Source organism: Shinella sp. SUS2, from assembly GCF_001262505.1.
Taxonomy (GTDB): domain Bacteria; phylum Pseudomonadota; class Alphaproteobacteria; order Rhizobiales; family Rhizobiaceae; genus Shinella.
This window is the reverse complement of record NZ_KQ410724.1, coordinates 25,788-44,658: the sequence shown is the minus strand read 5'-3', so window position 1 is coordinate 44,658 and position 18,871 is coordinate 25,788. Positions and strand designations below refer to the sequence as shown.

Below are 18,871 nucleotides of genomic sequence, written 5' to 3'. Positions count from 1 at the left end.
CGGAGCCCGCCATGACCCAGACCCTTCGCAATGCCACCGCCACGCAGGCGGGCCGGCAGCCCCGGGACGGCTATGCGCATGCCATCGTTCGCAGCCTCGGCAATCTTCTCGGTCGATGCACCGCCGCCCGCACGGACGGACAGCCTTTGACGCCGGCCGCCGGCGGGGCCCCGGTAAAACCCCTGGCCCCCGTCGCGCTCCGCATGGCTTCAAGCCAGCGCATCGCCACCGCCGGCTGCCTTACCCCCTGGGGCACGCGGCTGATGGCAGAGGCGGATTTTCATGGCGACGCCCGTTGCTTCGATGAGGGATCCGGCACCCCTGCGGGCTGGGTCGTCGAGGTCGATCCGCGGAATCCGGACGCCGCCCCGAAAAAACGGCCCGCCCTCGGCCGCTTGCGGCATGGCGCCCTCGCCTGCCTCGTCAACCGGGATGGCCGCGTGGTCGTCTATTGCGGCGATGCCGGCGAATCCGGACATCTCTACAAGTTCGTCACAAACCGCACCTGGCAGTCCGGCAGCCGCGCCGACGGCCCGGACCTCCTCGACGACGGCACGCTCCATGTCGCGCATTTTTCCGCCGACGCGGAAGAGGACTGGATGCCGGTCACCTTCGACGCGGCGCCGCTGGTGATGGAAAACGGCACGCTGACATGGATGCCGGTCGCTGCCGGAAAGAGCCCGCTGACCACCGCTTATGGCTGTGCCACACCGATCAACGTGCAGAACGAAACGCGCCGCGCCGCCGCCCTCCTGCGCGCCACCCGCCTCGACGGAATTGCGGATGTGACCGGGGATCCTGCGGCCGGCACGGCCCGCCTCCGGCTGGCCGGCGAAAAAACGGGCGCCCGCGACCGGTTCAGCCATATCGTCGAGATCATCGAAGCCGGCGGCGATTTCGCAGCGCTGCACGCGCACTGGGAAGTGCTTTCGACCTGTAACGGCCATTGAGCCATCGGCAGCAGGGCCGATGGCTGCGGCCTGTCTGGAGCAACTTCGCAGCCCCCGGTTCAGTGGAATTGCCCCACATGCCTTCTGGCCGCCGCATCCGGCGCCGCTTCGGCTGGAGACACTAACGCATCAGGTTTTCGATCGGGAAGATGGCGCAGGTTTCAGTGCCATGGGCGAGCAGCTTGCCGTTTCCGTCGCGCAGCCATGCTTCGGATGTCGCAATGGTACGGCCGCGATGCACGATCCTGCCTTCGCAGAACACCTCACCCATGCCGGGCAGGACGGGGCGCACGAGATTCAGCTTGAACTCGATCGTCGTATAGGCTTCGCCCGGCTTGATGACGGAGAAGACGGCGCAGCCGAGCGCCGAATCCATCACCGTTGCCGTCCAGCCGCCGTGCACCGTGCCGAGCGGATTGAGATGGTCGACAGACGGCAGGCCGGCAAAGACGACGCGGCCGTCCTCCACCTCCGTCATGCTGAAGGCGAGCGTCTTCGCCATCGGCGGGGCCGGCAGGTCGCCGGCCAGCATCGCCTGCAGTACCTTCAGCCCGCCGTCGCGCTTCACCACGTCGAGCGGCAGCGTACCGACGCCAGAAACCGTCAGCCCGGGGTAGATTTCGACCGTCATGCATGCGCCTCTCGGGGTTGATCGTGCCTCGGCGTGCCGAGCGCCTTCAGGGCCGCCTGGATGAAGCCGTCGCGGGCGCTGGCGAGTTCCAGCCCGCGCGGTTCGCAGACATGCCGGTTGAGGAAGAAGGCGGTCAGCCGGAAGCCGTCCGCGAGGGCGGCGGCATCGGCGGCGTGCCGGCGCTCGTCGCCAAGAAAGGCCGGCAGTGCCAGCATCTTGTCCGCCCAGGGTGCGCCGGCTTCGCGCGAAACGGCACGGCCGGATTTCGGCGACACGTAACAGAGGTTTTCGCGGCTGCCCGTTGCGACACATTCGAAAAGATCGAGGCCGAAGCCGAGATCGTTGAGCACGGCGAGTTCGAAACGCACGAAGAGTTCGCCGGCATCGGCCGGCTCGTGCAGGTGATCGAGGATGACGGAAAGCGCCTCGTAGAGATGGGGATGCGGGTCGCGCTCCGGCAGGAAGCGCAGCAGCGCCGCCATGGCCTGCACGCCGTAGACAGCGGTCGCCGTCTCCATCAGCCGCCCGGCGCGCAGTTCCAGCGGCTCGATGCGGAACTCGCCGAGATGCTCGTCGAGCCGCGCCCGCCAGGTGACATCGACGGAATTGCCGGGCTGGAGCACCGGCTGCATGGTCCGCGAGCGCCCGCCGCGCACCATGCCGAGGTGCCTGCCACGGCTGCGCGTCATCACCTCGACGATGACAGAGCTTTCGCCGTGGCGCCGCACGCCGAGAACGATGGCTTCCTCACTCCATTGCATGGCAAAAGCCTTACGCCCTCGCCCGCGCGGGAGCAAGCGGCATGGCATGTGCGACGGAACGACGCGTGGCCGCAAGGACACACCCAAGCCCTTGCCACAGTTTCGCTTTTTTCTCGCCGCGCCGATGCCCGCTTTGCCGACAAAGAACCCGCGCAAGGCTTTCAAGCCAGATTTCGGAATTGAAAAACGACAGGTGCCCCCCTCATGTGTGTGTCCCGTGCCCGCGCTTTCGCGGCTCTCCGCCCCTTCGCCCTCCTCGCCCTTGCGGCAACGCTCGCAAGCTGCGCCACCACCGCAAAGCCGGTGAAGAAGGGACCGGACCCGATACATGTCGCCATGTACGGACCGCATCCGGAAGAGCGTTTTCCCCTGCCGGCGATGGACATCAGCAAGGTGAACCCGAAATATTTCCGCCAGCTGGTCGCCTACCAGACGGCCGAGCCGGCCGGCACCATCGTCATCGACACGCAGAACCGCTTCCTCTACCTCGTGCAGGGCGAAGGCATGGCGATGCGCTACGGCATTGGCGTCGGCAAGGCGGGACTGGAATTCGAGGGCGGCGCACGCATCGGCCGAAAGGCGGAATGGCCGCGCTGGACTCCCACCCAGAACATGATCGAGCGCGAGCCGGAGCGGAACCTGAAATGGGCCGGCGGCATGGAGCCGGGCCTTACCAACCCGCTGGGGCCGCGCGCGCTCTATCTGCACAAGGACGGCAAGGACACGCTCTTCCGCATCCACGGCACGTCCGAGCCCTGGTCGATCGGCAAGGCCGTGTCGAGCGGCTGCATCCGCCTCTTCAACCAGGACATCATCGACCTCTACGGCCGCGTGCCGACCGGCAGCCGCGTCGTCGTGCTGCAGCACCAGGCACCGGTCGACCAGCCGGTGCCGATGGCGGCCGCCGACGGCCTGACACCGCCCGCCGCCATCTGAGGCCTCGTTCGGGGACGGCCTTGCGCCCGTCCCCGAACCGTTTCATCACCAGGCGTCGGGCTCGCGCACCATGTGCACGATATTGGCCGGGTTCATCACCCAGCCGCCGCGAAAGCCTGCGCCCAGATCCTCGATCGGATCGCAGCGCACGACGCCGTTCTGCTCGAGATGGCCGAGAGCGACCGAGTGGTCGGGCGTGAAGAGTTCGAGCCAGACCTCCGCCTGGCTGTAGCCCGGCGCCTCGTCGATCCACAACCGGTTCGGGCCGAGCAGGAACCCCCTTGCTGGGGCTTTGTCGTCGAAGGGCTCGAGCCCGACGACGTCGCGGTAGAAGGCGAGTGTCGCCTCGTACTGGTGCGAGGGAACCTTCATGGCGATGTTGATGCCGCCCTTGATGTTAGCTGTCATTGCAACCTCCCGTTTCAAGTGAAATCCTGCTGCTCGGAGGCGACGACGCCCTTGAGCTCGCTCGGGTAATAGCCCTCGCGTAGGTTGATGCCGTATTCGACATAGGCCTTCATGCAGGCCAGCATCTGCGACCAGCCCTCGCAGTTCATGTAAGATGCTTTCTGGCCGCGGGCGTTGTCGCGCCAGCCGGTCTCGGCGATGGTCACCATCGTGCCGCCGTCCTCCAGCGGCTTGAAGCGCATCTCGACGCGCGTCCTGTAGGGCGCCTCCCCCTCGTCCACCATGGCATCCCAGCGGAAGACGATCAGGGCGTTCTCCTCCACCTCGTCGACGACGACCGGGGCCATGCCCCACCAGGTGACCGTCGTGCCCTCGACCAGCGGCGCGCTCGCCCCGCCGATGGTGGTGAAGTAGCCGCTGAGCTTCTTCGGATTGACCACCGCATCGAACACCTCGGCAATCGGCTTGCCGATACGCCCGTTCACACGAAATTCCAGCGTCATGCCGTCCTCCTTCCGGGGCAGAAGCGCCCCTTTCGATCTTGTTTGCCGTCAAAATATGTTATAAAAATATAACATGTCAAGCGAATCGAAACAGGACGCCGTTTTCAAGGCGCTGGCCAATGGCAAACGGCGGCAGATGCTGGACGCAATCAAGGATGCGCCGCTGACGACGGGCGCACTGTGCGAGCGCTTCGGGGAAATGGACCGCTGCACGGTCATGCAACACCTCAAGGTGCTGGAAGAGGCGGAGCTGATCGTCGCCCGCCGTGAGGGCCGCGAACGCTGGAACCACCTCAATGCCCTGCCGATCCAGGCAATCCATGACCGCTGGATCAGCCAGTATGCCGGCCATGCGATGAACGTTCTTTCAGCGCTCAAGGGCGACCTGGAGGACTGAGGCACCGTCGCAAGGGCGGCGCCTCGGCTTGAACCGTAACGTCTCAGACCTCGGCCGCGATGCGCCCGATCTCGGCAATGACGGCATTGCGCTCGTCGCCGGAAATGCCGGGGATTTCGCAGAAGGCTGCAACGATGATGGCGCCGCGGTCCGGCGACCAGGCGATGGCGACGTCGTTGGCATTGCCGGCCTTGTCACCGTTGGTGCCGGTCTTGTCGCCGGCTATCCAGTCCGCCGGAAAACCCGCGCGCAGCCGCGCGTCGCCCGTCTTGTTCATCACCAGCCAGGCGGCAAGCTGCGCCTTCGAACGCGCCGACAGCACGTCGGCAAAAACCAGCCTGCGCAGCGTCTCCACCATGGCGGTCGGTGTCGTCGTGTCGCGCACGTCGTCCGGCGTCTCATGGTAGTTGAGCGTCGGCTCCGTGCGGTCGAGCCGCGTTACCGCATCGCCAAGGCCGCGCAGGAACGCCGTGACGGCCTCCGGCCCGCCCGATGCGGCAAGCAGCAGGTTGGCGGCGGCATTGTCGCTGAACGTGATGGTCGCCTCGCAGAGTTCGGCGATCGAGATGCCCTTCCCGCCGACACGCGTTTCCACCACCGGCGACCAGTCCACGAGGTCCGCCTTCTTCACGACGATGCGCCGGTCCAGCGTCTCTTCGCCCCGATCCACCCGGGCGAGGATATGGCCCGCCAGCAGCGCCTTGAAGGTGCTGCACATCAGGAAGCGTTCATCCGTGTTGTGGCCGAGCCGCGCGCCCGTCGAAAGATTATGTATGGCAACGCCGATGCGCCCGCCGTGACGCGCCTCCAGCGCGGCAAGCCGTTGCGCGAGATCCTCGCCGGCGGCGCGGCTGGTGCCGGCCGTCAGCGCGGAAACCGCGGGAATGGCAAGGAGAGCGCCGGCCATGGCCTGGCGGCGTGAAATCGTCATCGTCATGTCTTGTTTCCTGTTTGCCGGACACCGGGCGCGCTTTGCAACGCCCGGCCCGCTTGAGCCCGCCCACACCGCGACTATGGGCGGTGAGGCGATTCAAGACAAACGACGATTTCTGCCGACAGCCATTAGGAAAACTAGGGCTTTGCCTTATTTTCGCTTCATCGCCTCGGCGAGCGCTGCACCGAAAGCGCCTTGCGAGGGCGCCTGCTGCTTGGGGGCCGCCTGGCTGAACTTCGGCTGCATCTGGGCATTCTTGTCGCCCCGCGGAGCATTGTCGCGGGCGGCTGGCGCGCCGCCGTCCTTGCGCATGGTGAGACCGATGCGCTTGCGCGGCACATCCACCTCGGTGACGCGCACCTTCACCACGTCGCCGGCCTTGACCACCTCGTGCGGGTCCTTGACGAAGCGGTCGGCGAGCTGGGACACATGCACGAGGCCGTCCTGATGCACACCGATGTCGACGAAGGCGCCGAAGGCGGCGACGTTCGTCACCGTGCCCTCCAGGAGCATGCCGACCTTGAGGTCCTTGATGTCATCGATGCCGTCGGCAAAGGTCGCGGTCCGGAATTCCGGACGCGGGTCGCGGCCGGGTTTTTCCAGTTCAGCAAGGATGTCCTTGACCGTCGGCAGGCCGAAGCGCTCGTCGACGAACACCTTCGGGTCAAGTTGCTTCAGCGCCGCGCTGTCGCCCATCAGCGCGCGCACGTCCCGCCCGCAGGCCGCGACGATCTTCTTGGCGACGCCATAGGCTTCGGGATGCACCGAGGACGCGTCAAGCGGCTCCTTGCCGTTCGGAATGCGCAGGAACCCGGCACATTGCTCGAAGGTGCGCGCACCAAGGCGCGAGACCTTCATCAGCTCCTTGCGGCTTTCGAACGGGCCATTGGCATCACGATGCGCGACGATCGCTTCGGCGGAGGATTTGCCGAGGCCGGAGACGCGCGCGAGAAGCGGCGCGGAGGCGGTGTTGAGGTCGACACCGACGGCGTTCACCGCGTCTTCCACAACCGCATCCAGCGAGCGGGAGAGCTTTCCCTGGTCGACATCGTGCTGGTACTGACCGACGCCGATCGACTTCGGCTCGATCTTCACCAGTTCGGCAAGCGGATCCTGCAGACGGCGGGCGATGGAAACGGCGCCGCGCAGCGAGACGTCGAGGTTCGGAAATTCGGCGGCCGCCGTTTCCGAGGCGGAATAGACGGAGGCACCGGCTTCCGAGACGATGACCTTGGTGGGCTTGGGTGCCGGCAGCTGGTCGAGCAGATCGGCGACGAGCTTTTCCGTCTCGCGGCTGCCGGTGCCATTGCCGATGGCGATCAGCTCGATCTTGTGCTTGCGGATGAGCGACGCTAGCTCAGCCTGTGTGCCGCGCACATCGTTCCTCGGCGGGAACGGGTAGACGGTCGTCGTCTCGAGCACCTTGCCGGTGTTGTCGATGATGGCGACCTTGACGCCGGTGCGGATGCCCGGGTCGAGGCCCATCGTGGCGCGCGTGCCGGCAGGAGCGGCGAGCAACAGGTCCTTGAGATTGCGGGCAAAGACGCGGATCGCTTCCTCCTCGGAGCGTTCGCGCATCTCGCGCATCAGGTCGAGCGACAGCGACATGGAGAGTTTCACCCGCCAGGTCCAGCCGATCACCTCGGCCAGCCACTTGTCGCCCGGCTTCGTGCCGATGGCATAGAAGGAAGCGATGATGCGTTCCACCGGCTTGACGGCCTCGGTGCTGTCCTGGTCGACGACGATGTCGACCGACAGGAACTCCTCGTTCCAGCCGCGCAGCATGGCGAGCGCCCGGTGCCCCGGCACCGTCGCCCAGCGTTCGGTATGGTCGAAGTAGTCGGAGAACTTCGCCCCGGCCTCCTTTTTCCCCTCGACGACCCGCGAGCGCAGGAAGGCGTTGTCCTTCATGTATTCGCGCAGGCGCTTCAGGAGATCGGCATTTTCCGTAAACTGCTCGGCGACGATGTCACGCGCGCCTTCCAGCGCCGTCTTGACGTCGGGCACCTCGGCCGACAGGAATTTTTCGGCAAGCTCCGCCGGCACCAGTGCACGGTCCGTGAGGATCTGTTCGGCAAGCGGCCCGAGGCCGCGCTCGCGGGCGATCTCCGCCTTGGTGCGGCGCTTGGGCTTGTAGGGCAGATAGATGTCCTCGAGCTCCGCCTTGGTCGCAACCGTGGCGATCTTCGCCGCAAGCTCGTCCGTCAGCTTGCCCTGCCCCGCAATCGATTCGAGGATCGAGGCACGGCGCGCCTCCAGCTCGCGCAGATAGGTCAACCGTTCGGACAGCGTGCGCAGCTGCGTATCGTCGAGACCGCCGGTCACTTCCTTGCGGTAGCGCGCGATGAAGGGCACCGTCGCCCCCTCGTCGATGAGCGCCACGGCGGCGGAAACCTGCGCGGAGGTCGCCTTGATCTCGGCGGCGATCAGGTTCGCGATCTTGAGCGGTGTCGGGGCCATGTCGAATTCCTCTGGGTTGGCGCGGTCGGCGACCATAGTGCGCGGCCGGCTATAGGCCAACCACAGGCCCGGCAGCCCGCGGCCACGTCCACAATATATATCACGACCGGTAAAAGCGGCAGGACTGTGCCACGGTTGAACACCAGCGAATACAGGCTTAGAGGTTGTAACGCTTCATAAAGTCTTGCCGACTATCCTCACCGCACGTAACGGCAACGGGGCCTTCGGCATGCGCGGCGCTTTTCTTGCAGCAGTCTCACTGGCGGCCTTCGGCACCACGGGCCCGGCGCATGCGACCACGCTTAACCTGTTGATCTGGGAAGCCTATATCGACGAGCAGATTCTTGCCGACTGGACCGCCGAAACCGGCATCGAGGTGCGCCAGACCTTCTATGACAGCGGCGACGTGCGGGACAAGATCCTTGCCGATCCGAACGCCAATGTCGACGTCGTCGTGACCAATGAGAACGGCGCACGGCTCTACGGCAAACGCGGCGTCATCGCCACGCTGAGTGCCGACAACGTCCCATCGCTGAAGGACTATGCGGAAAGCTGGTCGGGCCGCTGCGGCGGCTACGGCGTGCCCTATCTGTGGGGCACGATGGGCATCCTCTACCGCTCCGACAAGATCACGACGCCGCCGACCTCCTGGGCGGACATGATGAAGCCGGCCGAAAGCCTACGCGGCCATATCGCCATGTACGGCGACCACGCCGAAGCCTTCGTCGCGCCGCTCGCCCTGCTCGGCAAGTCGGTCAACGCCAATGACAACGAGACGCTGAAGGCGGCCTACGAGCTGATGAAGGCGCAGGCGCCCTATGTGCTCACCTACGACTATGTCGTCACCTCGGTGCAGAGCCCGGACAAGGGGCCGAACATCTACATGGCGCTCGGTTACAGCGGCGACCAGTACACGCTGAACGACAAGGTCTCCTCACCGGGCCTCTGGCGCTACGTCGTGCCGAAGGAAGGCACGCTTTCCTGGCTCGACTGCGTCTCCGTCAGCGAACGCTCGAACAACAAGGCCCTGGCGCTGAAGCTGATCGACTATATCAGCAACGCCAGGAACGGCGCCCGCAACGCCGTCAAGCTCAACATGCCCACCGCAAGCACCGCCGCACTGGCGCTGCTTCCGGAAGACATACGCTCCAATCCCGAAATCTATGCCGCACCGGAAATCCTGGCCAAAAGCCAGTTTCAGGAGGAACTGACCGTGCAATCGGTCCAGGCCCGCCGCCGCATCATCAGCAGTCTGGCCCAGATCAGTGACGCTCGGTAAACGCGCCCTTTCCCTCATTTTCCCGGTCGTGCTCGCAGGCTATGTGCTCGCCGCCTCGCTGATCTACTACGTGCAGAGCTCGTCCATCCTCGCGCTGGAACGCGCCCGCCTGTGGCAGCAGATGGGCCTGCTCACCGCCGTCTTCCAGAACGAGGTGACGCAGAACCGCAGCTTCATCTACTCGCTCGTCGAGGGCGGCGCGGTTCGCCTCTTCGTCAACGAGCCCGATGCCGCCTATCGCAACACCGCGCTCGGCGTGCGCCTGCAGCAGAGCATCACCTCGCTCTCCGACGACCGCAAGCGCTTCATCTCGGTGGCGATCATCCGCCCGCCGCTGACCGTCGATTATTACTTCGAGGACAGCGACGATCCGTTCGCGGAGATCACACCGCAGCAGATCCAGCACGCAAGGCAGGTGATCGAGAGCCCGCGGCTCTCCTCCTGGAGCTATCTCAACACGGCCGGCATCGAGCCGCTGATCGTGCATTCGGAGTTCATCGATCCCTTGACCTTCAACCGACCGGTCGCCAGCGCCAAGAACGGCGCGATCCTGGTGCAGACCGCGGTTCGGCCCAAACTCTTCCTCGACATGAAGCGGGCGCTGGAAAAGGAATATGGCACGACGATCGAAATCGGCCAGCACCAGCTTCTGGCGCAGGGCGGGCTTTCCGCGACCGCGACACTCAGCCCCTCGCTCTTTGCGCGGCTGACGCCGGAACCCACCTTCCTCGACAACCGGCTTTCGACGCTGAAATCGCTGCTCGCGCTCGGCGCCATTGCGCTCAGCCTGTGCACGATCGTCCTCGTACTCGGCCTGGTGCGCCGCTACATCACCAACCCGATCGCCAAGCTCGACCGCCAGCTCACCGACGTGATGACCGGCAACCGCAGCGCCCTGCCAGAAATGAACGAGATCGGCGAGATCGGCCGCCTGTCGGCCAACGTCAAGCGGCTGCACGACCACTCCATGCAGTCCTTCGACCTCGTGCAGAACGCCTCGTGGACGGACACGCTGACGGGCATTTCGAACCGCGAATATTTCAATATCCGCTCCACGCAGATCCTGCAGGAGGCGGAGGCCGAGGATATCGGCTGCACGCTGCTCTTCATCGACGTCGACAACTTCAAGTTCGTCAACGACAAGCACGGCCACAAGATCGGCGACGAGTTGCTGAAGACGCTGGCCGACCGCATCTCGACCATCGTCGCCTGCGTCGTTTCCGAGCGCGGCCTGCCGGACGGCCTGTTCGCCCGCCTTTCCGGTGACGAATTCGCCATCATGCTGCGCTGCCAGCCGGGCAGCGGCACGATCACGGAGATCTCCGAAAAGATCCTCGCCCTCTTTGCCGAGGGGTTCGAGGTGCTCGACAAGGCCTATCCGGTCACCGCCAGTATCGGCATCGCCGTCTATCCGGAGGATGCCCGCACGCTGCCCGAACTCGTCGCCAATGCCGATGCCGCCATGTACCAGGCGAAATCCCAGGGCAAGAACGGCTCGGCCCGCTATTCCCGCTCGCTGCACGAAAAACGCAACCGCCAGCGCCGCATCGAAGAGGAGTTGCGCGTCCTCGACCCGGACCGCGAATTCTACCTCGTCTACATGCCGATCGTCGATGGCCACGGCAAGGTGACGGGTTGCGAGGCGCTGTTGCGCTGGACCTCGCCGGTGCTTGGCCGCGTGACGCCCGACGAATTCATCCCGATCGCCGAGACGACCGGCCTCTTCAGCAAGATCGACTGGTGGGTGATCGACCGGGCGATGGCCGAATACGGCCAGATCCGCAAGCTGTTCGGCACCGAGACGATCCTGTGCATCAACATCTCGTCCGCCGAGCTCTACACGAAGTCGATCAGCGACCATTTCTGCGACAGCGCCGACCGGCACGGCATCGATGCCCGCCTGATCGAGATCGAGCTGACCGAGACTTTCGCCGTCAAGCTCGGCGAGCAGTCCCGCCGCAACATCGAGATCCTGCGCGCCCGCGGCTTCCGCATTTCCATCGACGATTTCGGCGCGGGCTACACGTCCGTGCAGCAGATCATCGAATACCCGGCCGAGACCATCAAGCTCGACCGCGAGCTGGTCGAGAGCCTCACCCGTTCGGCGGCGCTGCCGACGCTGCGGGCTCTCGTCGCGCTTTGCCATGCACAGGACATGTCGGTGATCGCGGAAGGCGTCGACACGACCGAGAAGATGGCGCTGCTCGCCGCGGCCGGCTGCGACCTCTATCAGGGTTATCTGATCAGCCGCCCCCTCACCCTCGAGGAGATCGGCATCTGGGCGATGCAGCGGCTTGTCGAAAAGGCCCGCGAGGCCGCCCAGAGCCCCGACCGCCGCGCCCGCGCCTGATACTTTCCACGACTTGCCGTCTCTCCGGCGAGCCCCTATCCCTATGCCCGGGGCCGCAGGAGGACTTTTATGCGAAACGCGCCGATCTTCACGCTGGGCCTCGCCCTGCTGATCTGGTCGTTCAACAGCTCGCTGATCGCGAGCACGCCGGATGGCGCGACGAAGCTGATGGCCCATCGCGGCGCCCACCAGACCTTCAGCCATGAGGCGGTCGACGACGACACCTGCACGGCAAGCCTCATCGACCCGCCCAAACACGATTTCCTGGAAAACACGGTCGCCGGCATGCAGGCAGCCTTTGCGGCGGGCGCCGAGGTCGTCGAGATCGACGTGCACCTGACGCCCGACAAGAAGTTCGCCGTCTTCCACGACTGGACGCTCGACTGCCGGACGGACGGCAAGGGCGTGACTGAGGAGACGGACAGCGCCACGCTGAAGACGCTCGACATCGGCTACGGCTATACGCCCGATGGCGGCAAGACCTACCCGTTCCGCGGCAAGGGTGTCGGGCAGATGCCGATGCTGGAAGAGATCTTCGCCGCCAACCCGGCGGGCAAGCTGCTGATCAACTTCAAGAGCCGGCGGGCGGAGGAAGGCGTGGCGTTTGCCGCGCTGCTGGCGGCCAATCCGGCCTGGAAGGACAAGATCTTCGGTATCTACGGCGGCGCGGAGCCGACGGATGCGGCGCTTGCCGCCACACCCGGCCTCAAGGGTTACACAAAGACCTCGGTGAAGAGCTGCCTGCTGCGTTATCTCGGCACAGGCTGGATCGGCTATGTGCCGGAGGCCTGCCGAAACACGCTGGTGCCGGTACCGAGCAACTATGCGTTCCTGCTCTGGGGCTGGCCGAACCGCTTCCTGACGCGCATGGAGGATGCCGGCAGCGATGTGGTCCTCATCGGCCCCTATTCCGGCGGCGGTACGGTCGGCATCGATACAACCGAACAGGTGGAAGACCTGCCGGAGCCCTTCCCCGGCTATGTCTGGACCAACCGCATCCTGGAGGTCGGCCCCGCCATCAAGGCGCGGCCGTAGGCCCTTACGAGGTCGGGAAGTCGAGGCCCATTTCGCGGAAGCGGGCCGGGTCGTCGCCCCAGTTCTCGCGCACCTTCACGAAGAGGAAGAGATGCACGGGCTGTTCGAGGATTTCCGACAGCTCCTTGCGCGAGGCCATGGAGATCGCCTTGATGGCATCGCCGTTCTTGCCGAGCGCGATCTTCTTCTGGCTGTCGCGCTCGACATAGATGACCTGCTCGATGCGCACCGAGCCGTCCTTGCGCTCCTCCCACTTCTCCGTCTCGACATGCGAGGAATAGGGAAGCTCCTGGTGCAGGCGCAGGAAGAGTTTTTCGCGGGTGATTTCGGCGGCGAGCTGGCGCATCGGCAGGTCGGAAATCTGGTCCTCCGGATAGTACCAGGGGCCTTCCGGCAAAGCGCCCGCGAGATAGTTCATCACGTCGTCGCAGCCCGAACCGTTCAGCGCCGAAATCATGAAGGTGCGTTCGAACGGAACCACGGCGTTCACCGCTGCCGTCAGCTTCAGAAGGTCCTCCGGATTGACCCGGTCGACCTTGTTGAGGACAAGGATCTTCGGCTGGTGAACCTCTTTCAGGCCCTCCAGGATCGTCTCGGCATCGCCCTTGAGGCCCCGCTCGCTGTCGATCAGGAACATGATGAAATCGGCATCCTTCGCCCCACCCCAGGCGGTCGTCACCATGGCGCGGTCGAGCCGGCGGCGCGGCTTGAAGATGCCGGGCGTGTCCATGAAGACGATCTGGGCGTTGTTGTGGATGGCGATGCCGCGCACGATGGCACGCGTCGTCTGGACCTTGTGGCTGACGATCGACACCTTGGCGCCGACGAGGCGGTTGACCAGCGTCGACTTGCCGGCATTGGTCGCGCCGATGAGCGCGACGAAGCCCGAATGGGTCGGACCCGCGCCGTTCGTGCTGCCTTCGGCGGGGTTTGTGTTTTCTTCGTTCATGATATCCGTCAATCCGCGGTTTGACCCTTGGGCCAGACGCCTTCGCGTTCCAAAATCTTCGTCGCGGCCACCTGTTCGGCGGCCCGTTTCGAGCGGTCGATGCCGGTTTCCGGTGCGACGCCCCTGATCTCCACCGTCACGGTGAAGCGGGGGTCGTGGTCCGGTCCCGAGCGCTCGTCCACCCTATAGTTCGGCGTCAGGCCGAACCTGGCATGCGCCCATTCCTGCAATTCGGTCTTGGCGTCGCGCCGCGCGCCTTCCGCACGCGCCGCCCTGCCCTGCCAGTTGGCGAGGATGAAGCCGCGCGCCGCTTCCAGCCCGCCATCGAGATAGATCGCGGCGATCAGCGACTCTACCACATCGGCCCGCACATTCAGCATGGCTTTTCCGGTGAGTTTCTTGACGTCCGCGCCGGTGCGGATGAAGCGGTGCAGGCCAAGATCATCGGAGACCGCCGCACAGCTTTCCGCGCTGACGAGCTGGTTCAGGCGAACCGAAAGCTCGCCCTCCTTCGCCTCGCGGAAGGTGCGGAACAGCATCTCGGCGACGCACAGGCCAAGCACGCGGTCGCCCAGAAATTCCAGCCGCTCGTAATTGCTGCCCTTGCCGGGCCGGGCGCTGGCATGGGTGATCGCCCGGTCGAGACGGTCCTTGTCGGTGAAGGCGTAGCCGATCAGGTCCTCGAGGGCCTTGCGGTTGACGTCGTTCAGCGGAATGGCGCCCTTCATTCAACAACCTTGAACAGGCGGTCCCAGCGAAGGTTCGTCGGCCACTTCCAGATCTCGGAGAAGGACGTGTCGTTGCCGAGCGAGAAGAAGATGAGGCTTGCGCGGCCGATCAGGTTTTCCGCCGGAACGAACCCAACATCGAAGCGGCTGTCGGCCGAGTTGTCGCGGTTGTCGCCCATCATGAAATAGTGGCCTTCCGGCACGATGAACTCGCGCGTGTTGTCGCCGACGGTGCCCGGACGGGTGTCCAGCGTGTCGTAGGCGACGCCGTTGTCCATGGTTTCGCGGAAGACCGGAACATCCTCGCCGGTGTCGTACTGGTCGTCGGCACGGAAGAAACCGTTGTGTTCGCGCTTCACGGCAACGCCGTTCACGAACAACTCGCTGTCACGCACCTGGATGCGGTCGCCCGGCAGGCCGACGAGACGCTTGATATAGTCGATGTCGGGGTTCGGCGGGAAGCGGAAGACGACGATGTCGCCGCGCTCGGGTTCACTTGCAAAAATACGGCCGGAGAACAGGTTCGGCGAGAACGGCAGCGAATATTTCGAATAGCCGTAGGAGAACTTGTTGACGAAGAGATAATCGCCGACGAGCAGCGTCGGCATCATCGACCCGGAGGGAATGGTGAAGGGCTGGAAAAGCACGGTGCGGATCACGACGGCGAGCAGCAGCGCCTGGATGATCACCTTGACGTTTTCCCACAGGCCGCCTTCGGCCTTTTCAGTCTTCTCTGCCACGCCGGATCTGTCCTTATCTGCAAACATGGGGCCCTCTATAGAGGAAAGGTTGCCTGTTGGAAATCGTGTCGGTCAAAAAGACGCTGGGCGCCTGTTATCCGGGCGTTCCGGCCGGCAGCGCCTCGATGATCACGAAAGCTTGAGCCAGCGGAAAATCGTCCGTGATGGTGATGTGGATGCGCGCTTCGTGGCCCGCGGGAAGCATCTGCGTCAACCGTTCCAGCGCGCCGCCCGTCAGCTTCATGGTCGGCTTTCCGCCCGGCAGGTTGACGACGCCCATGTCCCTCCAGAACACACCCTGTGCGAGGCCTGTACCGAGCGCCTTGGAACAGGCCTCCTTGGCAGCGAAACGCTTGGCATAGGAGGCCGCGCGGTTCTTGCGCCCGTCGGACTTCGCCTGCTCGATCTCGGTGAAGCAGCGCCGGGTAAAGCGCTCGCCGAAGCGTTCCAGCGACTTCTCCACCCGGCGGATGTCGATGAGGTCGCTGCCGATGCCGATGATCATAGGGATTTGTCTCCGCGGGAAAGGGCAGGATGAGCCGCTGCAAGGCCGGCGCGCTCGAGAAGACGGGCATGGCGGCGGGCCTTGAAGGAGCGCACGGCGAAACGCGTGACGCCATAGGCAAACACGGCGGCCACGATGCCGAGAACGCCGGCGCCGGCAAGCATGGGCTTCAGCACGGGCTGCCAGAGCTCGGACAGTTGCAGATGCTCCAGCCGGTGAAACAGCTCGGCCGCCGTCACCGCCTCGGCGGATTTGATGCCGAGCAGCGCCTCGCCGACGCGAAAGGTCGCAAGCGCGATGAGCGGAATGGTCAGCGGATTGGCGATGGTGGTGGCAAGCGCGGCGGCCAGCAGATTGCCGGCCATCAGATAGGCGAGCGCAAGCGCCAGGATGACGTGAAAACCGATGAGCGGCGTGAAGGCCGAAAAGGCACCGGCTGCAACGCCCGCGGCCACCGCATGCGGCGAGGCGGACAGGCGCAGGATTCGCTTGGCGAGGTAGCGCGCCGGACGCGTGAAGCCTTTGCGCGGCCAGAAGAATTCGCGCAATCGGTCAGGCCAGCTTGTCTTCTTTCGGCGTCGGAACAACATGGCTCAGACATAGCCGATCCGTTGGTGGCATTTCAATGGCGCCCTCATGGCGCCAGACAAGACGGTCGCCGTGGCGCCGGAGGGGCGCCACACGGATCCGCGGAGCTTAGTAGGACTTGCGGAAGAGGCCGCGGTCGATCTGACGCTGGCGGTATTCCAGGTCGATCCGGTCGATGGCGCCGTTGAGATAGGCCATTTCGCGGTCTTCAGGAGTCGGGATGCGCAGGGCGCGGGTGAAATTCTTGATCTGCTTCAACATTGGTAAACCTCTTTCGGTTGACCTCCCGATGCAGAAGATAGGGATTTCACCCCAAAGACACCAGCGACACTATGCCAATACAGCCATGCAACAGGCGCATAATGACTGGTCAAATCTTGGGCAAACCTGCCTTATTCAAGGCAGGATGCCACATTTTTGCATAGAAACTGTCATGTAAAGACGCGACGGATCGTCGAGACGGACTGAAGCTCCTTCAACTGGCTCATCAGCTGGTTGAGCTGGCGCAGGTCCCAGACCTCCAGATCGATATGCACCTCGGTGAAGTCGGCCGCCACGCGCGTCATCGACATCGAGCGGATGTTGACGTCGCTGGTGGCAATCGTCTGGGTGACTTCGGCGAGCGTGCCCGGCTCGTTCAGCGCATTGATCATGATGCGCGCCATGAAGCGGGTGTTGTTCGCCTCGTCGAGGTCCCAGCGCACGTCGATCCAGCGTTCCGGCTCGTCGTCGAACTTCTGTAGTGCCGGCGACTGGATCGGGTAGATGGTGATTCCCTTGTCCTTCTCCATGATGCCGACGATGCGATCGCCCGGCACGGCACCGCCGACGGAGAAATGCACCTCGGCATTGCCGGAGAGGCCGCGGATCGGCAGGGCTTCAGGGCCGGTTTCGCTCGCCCCCTCCTCCAGCGCCGTCTTCGCCTTGCCCGGCAGCTTGAACACCATGCCTGCCGCGCTGCGCATGTTGAACCAGCCGTCGTCCGAGCTCGGCTTCACCGTGACACGCTCGTCCTGGTAGTCCGGGAAGACGGCGCGCAGCACGTCGAGCGAGGAAAGCTCACCGCGACCGACGGCGGCGATGGCGTCCTCCACTTCCTTCTGGCCCAGCCGGTGCAGGACAGGCTTCAGGCCGTCGCGCGAGAAGGACTTGCCGGCGCGATCGAAGGTGCGCTCCAGAATGCGGTAGCCGAGGCCGGAATATTGTTTGCGCACGGCGGCGCGGGTGGCGCGGCGGATCGCGGCGCGCGCCTTGCCGGTGACGACGATCTCTTCCCAGGCCGGCGGCGGCACCTGGATGCCCGAGCGGATGATCTCCACCTCGTCGCCGTTGCTGAGGCGGGTGACGAGCGGCATGATGCGCCCGTTGATCTTCGCGCCGACGCAGGTATCACCGATATTGGTGTGCACCGCATAGGCGAAATCGATCGGCGTCGCGCCGCGCGGCAGGGTGATGAGCTGGCCCTTCGGGGTGAAGGTGAAGACCTGATCCTGGAAGAGCTCGAGCTTGGTGTGCTCGAGGAACTCTTCCGGATTGTCGCCTTCCGCCAGCGATTCGATCGTGCGGCGCAACCTGGCATAAGCGTTGGAGCCCGGCGAGCGGGCAACCTCGCCGTTCGCCACTTCCTTGTCCTTGTAGAGCGAATGGGCGGCGATACCGTATTCGGCGATCTCGTGCATGCGCTTGGTGCGGATCTGCAGTTCGATGCGCTGGCGCGACGGGCCGACGATCGTCGTGTGGATCGACTGGTAGTCGTTCTGCTTGGGCGTCGAGATGTAGTCCTTGAACCGGCCCGGCACGACACGCCAGCGGGTGTGCACGATACCGAGCGCCGCGTAGCAGGCGGGAATGTCGTCGACGAGGATGCGGAAGGCGTAGACGTCGGAAAGCTGCTCGAAGGAGAGCGACTTCGACTGCATCTTCCGGAAGACCGAATAGGGCGTCTTCTGCCGGCCCTTGACGAGCGCGTCCGGCAGGCCGTTGACAACAAGCAACTCGCGCAGTTCGTCCTCGATCTTGCGGATCAGGCCCTCGTTGCGCTGGGACAGGTCTTCCAGCTTGCGCGTGACGGTGTCGAAGGCTTCCGGGTTGATATGACGGAAGGAGAGGTTTTCCAGCTCTTCACGCATGTCCTGCATGCCCATGCGGCCGGCGAGCGGCGCATAGATGTCCATCGTCTCCTCGGAGATGCGGGCGCGCTTTTCCGGTGTCATGTGGTCCAGCGTGCGCATGTTGTGCAGCCGGTCGGCGAGCTTGACGAGGAGCACGCGCACGTCGTCGGAAATGGCGAGCAGCAGCTTTCGCAGGTTTTCCGCCTGCTTGGCTTTCTTCGAGACGAGATCGAGCTTCTTGATCTTGGTCAGGCCCTCGACCAGAGCGCCGATATCCTCGCCGAACAGTTCGTCGATTTCCGCGCGCGTCGCGCTGGTGTCCTCGATCGTGTCATGCAGCAGGGCGACGGCGATGGTCGATTCGTCGAGCCGCATCTCGGTGAGAATGGCGGCCACTTCGAGGGGATGCGAAATATAGGGATCGCCGCTCGCCCGCTTCTGCTGGCCATGTTTCTGCATGGCATAGACATAGGCCTTGTTCAGCAAGGCCTCGTTGACGTCGGGCTTGTACTTCTGAACCCGTTCGACGAGTTCATATTGACGCATCATTCTCGATCGGCTCCCTCCCCGGCACGGCGGGGCAAAAAAAAGTGCGCCCCGACCTTA

At 64.6% G+C, this 18,871-nt stretch carries 19 protein-coding genes; 6 read left to right on the top strand and 13 right to left on the bottom strand.

Annotated elements, in window-relative coordinates:
• Positions 1-11: 11 nt before the first annotated feature.
• The gene (locus tag AKG11_RS02770; RefSeq protein WP_157255808.1) at positions 12-950 is read left to right on the top strand and encodes a PhoX family protein; all 939 of its coding nucleotides are present in this window, start codon (positions 12-14) and stop codon (positions 948-950) included.
• A 121-nt stretch (positions 951-1,071) separates the two neighbouring features.
• Here AKG11_RS02770 and AKG11_RS02765 read toward each other — a convergent pair whose 3' ends face one another.
• Together AKG11_RS02765 and recO are read right to left on the bottom strand one after the other, a co-directional pair.
• On the bottom strand, positions 1,072-1,581 hold the full coding sequence (locus AKG11_RS02765; RefSeq protein ID WP_050742861.1) for a PaaI family thioesterase: 510 nt from the start codon (positions 1,579-1,581) through the stop codon (positions 1,072-1,074).
• Positions 1,578-2,342: a DNA repair protein RecO gene (gene recO, locus AKG11_RS02760; protein ID WP_050742860.1), complete on the bottom strand. Its 765-nt coding sequence runs from the start codon at positions 2,340-2,342 to the stop codon at positions 1,578-1,580. The genes AKG11_RS02765 and recO overlap by 4 nt, the downstream gene beginning before the upstream one ends.
• A gap of 204 nt (positions 2,343-2,546) precedes the next feature.
• Between recO and AKG11_RS02755 the strand changes: the two genes are divergently transcribed.
• Positions 2,547-3,278, top strand: coding sequence for a L,D-transpeptidase (locus AKG11_RS02755; protein ID WP_050742859.1), 732 nt, complete (start codon positions 2,547-2,549; stop codon positions 3,276-3,278).
• A 45-nt stretch (positions 3,279-3,323) separates the two neighbouring features.
• Here AKG11_RS02755 and AKG11_RS02750 read toward each other — a convergent pair whose 3' ends face one another.
• Together AKG11_RS02750 and AKG11_RS02745 are read right to left on the bottom strand one after the other, a co-directional pair.
• Positions 3,324-3,686: a glyoxalase/bleomycin resistance/dioxygenase family protein gene (locus tag AKG11_RS02750; RefSeq protein ID WP_050742858.1), complete on the bottom strand. Its 363-nt coding sequence runs from the start codon at positions 3,684-3,686 to the stop codon at positions 3,324-3,326.
• Between the two features lie 14 nt (positions 3,687-3,700).
• Positions 3,701-4,189 carry an SRPBCC domain-containing protein gene (locus AKG11_RS02745; RefSeq protein WP_050742857.1) on the bottom strand — a complete coding sequence of 163 codons (489 nt, stop codon included), beginning with the start codon at positions 4,187-4,189 and terminating at the stop codon, positions 3,701-3,703.
• 73 nt (positions 4,190-4,262) lie between these two features.
• Here AKG11_RS02745 and AKG11_RS02740 point away from each other — a divergent pair, with 73 nt between their 5' ends.
• Positions 4,263-4,586 (top strand): ArsR/SmtB family transcription factor, encoded by a 324-nt coding sequence (locus AKG11_RS02740; RefSeq protein ID WP_023512988.1) that lies wholly within the window; start codon positions 4,263-4,265, stop codon positions 4,584-4,586.
• A gap of 43 nt (positions 4,587-4,629) precedes the next feature.
• Here AKG11_RS02740 and bla read toward each other — a convergent pair whose 3' ends face one another.
• Together bla and AKG11_RS02730 are read right to left on the bottom strand one after the other, a co-directional pair.
• On the bottom strand, positions 4,630-5,523 hold the full coding sequence (gene bla, locus AKG11_RS02735; protein WP_050742856.1) for a BKC/GPC family carbapenem-hydrolyzing class A beta-lactamase: 894 nt from the start codon (positions 5,521-5,523) through the stop codon (positions 4,630-4,632).
• 147 nt (positions 5,524-5,670) lie between these two features.
• Entirely contained in the window at positions 5,671-7,980 is a 2,310-nt protein-coding gene (locus AKG11_RS02730; RefSeq protein WP_050743147.1) for a Tex family protein, read from the bottom strand.
• A gap of 229 nt (positions 7,981-8,209) precedes the next feature.
• Between AKG11_RS02730 and AKG11_RS02725 the strand changes: the two genes are divergently transcribed.
• From AKG11_RS02725 to AKG11_RS02715, 3 genes are all read left to right on the top strand, one after another.
• Complete coding sequence (locus AKG11_RS02725) at positions 8,210-9,259, top strand: polyamine ABC transporter substrate-binding protein (RefSeq protein ID WP_050742855.1); 1,050 nt, start codon at positions 8,210-8,212, stop codon at positions 9,257-9,259.
• Complete coding sequence (locus AKG11_RS02720; RefSeq protein ID WP_050742854.1) at positions 9,246-11,609, top strand: putative bifunctional diguanylate cyclase/phosphodiesterase; 2,364 nt, start codon at positions 9,246-9,248, stop codon at positions 11,607-11,609. The genes AKG11_RS02725 and AKG11_RS02720 overlap by 14 nt, the downstream gene beginning before the upstream one ends.
• Before the next feature lie 69 nt (positions 11,610-11,678).
• Positions 11,679-12,644 (top strand): glycerophosphodiester phosphodiesterase family protein, encoded by a 966-nt coding sequence (locus AKG11_RS02715; protein WP_050742853.1) that lies wholly within the window; start codon positions 11,679-11,681, stop codon positions 12,642-12,644.
• Between the two features lie 4 nt (positions 12,645-12,648).
• On the opposite strand, the gene era is transcribed toward AKG11_RS02715, so the two are convergent.
• The 7 genes from era to AKG11_RS02685 all read right to left on the bottom strand — a co-directional run bounded on the left by era (position 12,649) and on the right by AKG11_RS02685 (position 18,814).
• A complete protein-coding gene (gene era, locus AKG11_RS02710) occupies positions 12,649-13,593 on the bottom strand; it encodes a GTPase Era (RefSeq protein ID WP_050743146.1) in 945 nt (314 codons plus the stop codon).
• 8 nt (positions 13,594-13,601) lie between these two features.
• Positions 13,602-14,321: a ribonuclease III gene (gene rnc, locus AKG11_RS02705; RefSeq protein ID WP_023513878.1), complete on the bottom strand. Its 720-nt coding sequence runs from the start codon at positions 14,319-14,321 to the stop codon at positions 13,602-13,604.
• Positions 14,318-15,088: a signal peptidase I gene (gene lepB / locus AKG11_RS02700; protein ID WP_165909292.1), complete on the bottom strand. Its 771-nt coding sequence runs from the start codon at positions 15,086-15,088 to the stop codon at positions 14,318-14,320. The genes rnc and lepB overlap by 4 nt, the downstream gene beginning before the upstream one ends.
• 67 nt (positions 15,089-15,155) lie before the next feature.
• Positions 15,156-15,566 carry a holo-ACP synthase gene (gene acpS / locus AKG11_RS02695; protein WP_023513880.1) on the bottom strand — a complete coding sequence of 137 codons (411 nt, stop codon included), beginning with the start codon at positions 15,564-15,566 and terminating at the stop codon, positions 15,156-15,158.
• Positions 15,563-16,156, bottom strand: coding sequence for a DUF2062 domain-containing protein (locus AKG11_RS02690; protein ID WP_050742852.1), 594 nt, complete (start codon positions 16,154-16,156; stop codon positions 15,563-15,565). Before AKG11_RS02690 ends, acpS begins: the two co-directional genes overlap by 4 nt.
• Positions 16,157-16,262: 106 nt before the next feature.
• Positions 16,263-16,415, bottom strand: coding sequence for a DUF3563 family protein (locus AKG11_RS33590; RefSeq protein WP_023513882.1), 153 nt, complete (start codon positions 16,413-16,415; stop codon positions 16,263-16,265).
• A 170-nt stretch (positions 16,416-16,585) separates the two neighbouring features.
• Positions 16,586-18,814 carry a RelA/SpoT family protein gene (locus AKG11_RS02685; protein ID WP_050742851.1) on the bottom strand — a complete coding sequence of 743 codons (2,229 nt, stop codon included), beginning with the start codon at positions 18,812-18,814 and terminating at the stop codon, positions 16,586-16,588.
• Positions 18,815-18,871 lie beyond the last annotated feature (57 nt).